The following is a 3217-nucleotide window of genomic DNA, read 5'->3' as shown; positions in this document are numbered from 1 at the left end:
GCGGTGGAGCCGGGTGGCCACCAGCAGCCGCTGCATCTGCGGCGGCACGCCGCGCAGCACCAGCCGGCGTCCGGCGCGGCCGGCCCGCCGGTGCACGCCCATGATCACGCCCAGTCCGGTGGCGTCCCAGGAGTGGAGTTCCGAGAGGTCCAGGACCAGGTCGCCGACGCCGTCGTCGACGGCGGAGTGCAGGACCGTACGGGCGTCCGCCGCGCTGCGGACGTCGAGGCGGCCCCCGACGACCAGCTCGGCGTGGTCGCCCCTGATGAACATAAGTGCTCCCCGGGAATACGTCTTGTTGCACCGTCTGTGTACGGTGATGCCACTTCTGACGCCCTTGGCGGACCAGAAGTTGCCGTCTGTAAGCGAACCGATACCGAAATCACCCTCTCGGGTGATCCGAGGGGTGATCCCGGTCCGGCGTGCGGGCGGACCCGCGGTCGTTGCTGTCGGTCAGTGCTTGTAGAAGCCCTGCCCGCTCTTGCGGCCGATGTCACCGGCGTCCACCATTCGGCGCATCGACTCCGGCGGGGCGAACTTCTCGTCCTGCGACTCCGTGTAGATGTTGGAGGTCGCGTGGAGCAGGATGTCGACGCCGGTCAGGTCGGCGGTGGCCAGCGGGCCCATCGCGTGGCCGAAGCCCAGCTTGCAGGCGATGTCGATGTCCTCCGCGCTGGCGACGCCCGACTCGTGCAGCTTGGCGGCCTCGACGACCAGGGCGGAGATCAGCCGGGTGGTGACGAAGCCCGCCACGTCACGGTTGACCACGATGCAGGTCTTGCCCACCGACTCGGCGAACTCCCGCGCCCTGGCGAGGGTTTCGTCGCTCGTCTTGTAACCGCGGACCAGCTCGCAGAGCTGCATCATCGGCACCGGCGAGAAGAAGTGCGTGCCCACGACCCGCTCGGGCCGCCCGGTCACCGCGGCGATCTTGGTGATCGGGATGGCGGAGGTGTTCGACGCGAGCACCGCGTCCTCGCGCGCGATCTTGTCCAGGGCGCGGAAGATCTCGTGCTTGACCTCGATCTTCTCGAAGACGGCCTCCACGACCACGTCCGCGTCGCCGACGGCGTCGAGGTCGGTGGTGGTGGTGATCCGGGCCAGCGCGGCCTCGGCGTCGGCGGCGTCGAGCTTGCCCTTGCCCACGAACTTGTCGTACGAGGCCTTGATGCCGTCCAGGCCCCGGGCGAGCGCCTCGTCGGTGACATCGCGCAGGACAACGTCCCAACCCGCCTGCGCGGAGACCTGGGCAATGCCGGAACCCATGAGGCCGGCCCCGATGACGGCGAGCTTTCCTGCCACTGCCACTCCCTGTTCTCGTGTCTACCGCTCGGACATTAGCGCCCGGGGAGACGCTCGTGACCCCTAAGTAATGCGCGTCACGTCTCATTTGACGGACATCACACCGGGGGCGCTCCCTCCGGAGTCGTTCCCTAGGCTGGGGCCCATGGTCAATCTGACGCGCATCTACACCCGTACCGGGGACAAGGGCACCACCAACCTCGGCGACATGAGCCGGGTCCCGAAGACGGATCTCCGCATTTCAGCCTATGCCGACGCCAACGAGGCGAACGCCGTCATCGGCACCGCCGTCGCCCTGGGCGGCCTGGAGGAGGACGTGGTCGCGGTCCTCACCCGCGTCCAGAACGATCTCTTCGACGTGGGCGCCGACCTGTCGACGCCGGTCGTGGAGGACCCCGCGTACCCGCCGCTGCGGGTGGAGCAGTTCTACGTCGACCGGCTGGAGGAGGACTGCGACCGGTTCAACGACCGCCTGGAGAAGCTGCGTTCCTTCATCCTGCCAGGCGGCACGCCCGGCGCGGCGCTGCTCCACCAGGCGTGCACGGTGGTGCGCCGGGCCGAGCGCTCGACCTGGGCGGCCCTGGAGGTCCACGGCGAGACCATGAACCCCCTGACCGCGACCTACCTCAACCGGCTATCGGACCTGCTCTTCATCCTTGCGCGCGTCGCCAACCTGTCCACGGGCGACGTCCTGTGGGTCCCGGGCGGGGAGCGCTGACTCCTCCGGCCCGCCCCCGGACCGCCCGCCCTCGGACCGCCCGCCCTTGGACCGCTTGGGGAAGAGCAGGTAGCTGAGGGCGATCAGCCCGTGGATGAGGACGATCCGCAGCGCGGTCTCCTGGAAGGACCGCAGCGTGGACGTGTCGCCGTCGTCGCCGATGTAGAGGACGCCGCCCTGCAGCAGGGCGGCGGCCACTGCGGCGGCGAGCAGCGTGCGCAGCCAGAGCCGGCCCTCGTGGGCAGCGCGGGCCATGCCGTACCGCGGCGGCTTCGGCGGGCGCGGCGCGCCGGCCAGGCGGTGCGCGGCGTGACCGTCGAGCCAGGTGATCGTGTAGTGCCCGTAGGCCACGGTGAAGCCGATGTAGAGGGCGGCCAGGCCGTGCTGCCAGTCGGGCTCGGCGCCGCCCCGCAGGTCGACGAGGGTCACCACGAACAGCACCACCTCCAGCAGCGGCTCGCACAGCAGCAGGACGGTGCTCAGCCGCCGCCTGCGCAGCAGGTACCGCACCGCGAGCCCCGCGGCGAGCAGCACCCAGAAGCCGACCTCGCAGGCGATGATCAGGGCCAGGATCATGTCGGGTTCCCTCCGTCCTCCGTCGCCTTCCACCCTCCTCCCGGCCCGTCGCGCGCGCATCGGCCACCCCGACGAGATCCGGCTGCATCCTTCGATGTACACGCCGCGCGGACAAGGGTGCGTCGGCCGCATGTGCCGCGGGGGCCGGACGTGTTGGATGGGGTCATGACCGTCGAGACCACCTCCCCGCGGCGCCCTCGCCCGTTCGACGTGGCGACGGCACTGGGCGGGCTGGCGCTGGGCCTGCTGCTGTGGTCGGTGGGCCTGGACATGTATCCGCAGCGGGACGTGCCCGACTGGTGGGTGCTGGTGCCGCTGGCCGTGATGGCGGGCCTGGAGCCGCTGCGCCGCATCCGGCCGCTGGCGGGGCTGCTCGCCGGCACCGCGGCCCTGGTGGCCGATCAGTTCACCACCGGCAGCCTGGTGACGCTGCTGCTCTTCACGGACCTGATGTACGCGGCCACCGTCTACGGCAGCGCGCGGCTGAGCCGCCGCCTCCCGGTGCAGACGGGCGCGCTGACCCTGGCGTTCATCGGCTGGGGCGTGGCCACCTGGCAGGACGCCTACTCGCTGATGGCGGGACTGGGCGTGGGCCTGGTCGCGTTCGGCCCGGCCGCCACC

General features: G+C 70.9%; 4 protein-coding genes and 1 pseudogene. 2 read left to right on the top strand and 3 right to left on the bottom strand.

The annotated features are described in order from the left end of the window. Both HW445_RS23925 and HW445_RS23920 read right to left on the bottom strand, forming a co-directional pair. The coding region (locus tag HW445_RS23925; RefSeq protein ID WP_180223015.1) for an STAS domain-containing protein at nt 1–273 on the bottom strand (273 nt) is incomplete at its 3' end. A 180-nt stretch (nt 274–453) separates the two neighbouring features. Further along, entirely contained in the window at nt 454–1302 is an 849-nt protein-coding gene (locus HW445_RS23920; protein WP_180223014.1) for a 3-hydroxyacyl-CoA dehydrogenase family protein, read from the bottom strand. A gap of 145 nt (nt 1303–1447) precedes the next feature. Here HW445_RS23920 and HW445_RS23915 point away from each other — a divergent pair, with 145 nt between their 5' ends. Further along, nucleotides 1448–2020 (top strand): cob(I)yrinic acid a,c-diamide adenosyltransferase, encoded by a 573-nt coding sequence (locus HW445_RS23915; protein ID WP_180223013.1) that lies wholly within the window; start codon nt 1448–1450, stop codon nt 2018–2020. Here the strand turns inward: HW445_RS23915 and HW445_RS23910 are convergent. Then, nucleotides 1937–2596 carry a hypothetical protein gene (locus tag HW445_RS23910; protein ID WP_180223012.1) on the bottom strand — a complete coding sequence of 220 codons (660 nt, stop codon included), beginning with the start codon at nt 2594–2596 and terminating at the stop codon, nt 1937–1939. The two genes, HW445_RS23915 and HW445_RS23910, sit on opposite strands and share 84 nt — an antisense overlap. Before the next feature lie 165 nt (nt 2597–2761). Between HW445_RS23910 and HW445_RS23905 the strand changes: the two are divergent. Beyond that, a pseudogene (locus HW445_RS23905) lies at nt 2762–3217 on the top strand (two-component sensor histidine kinase); the annotation flags it as partial.

This window comes from Streptomyces sp. UH6 (assembly GCF_013421635.1).
In the GTDB taxonomy this organism is placed as follows: Bacteria; Actinomycetota; Actinomycetes; order Streptomycetales; family Streptomycetaceae; genus Streptomyces; species Streptomyces abyssomicinicus.
The sequence above is the reverse complement of the archived record's forward strand: the minus strand, read 5'-3'. Positions and strand labels throughout refer to the sequence as shown.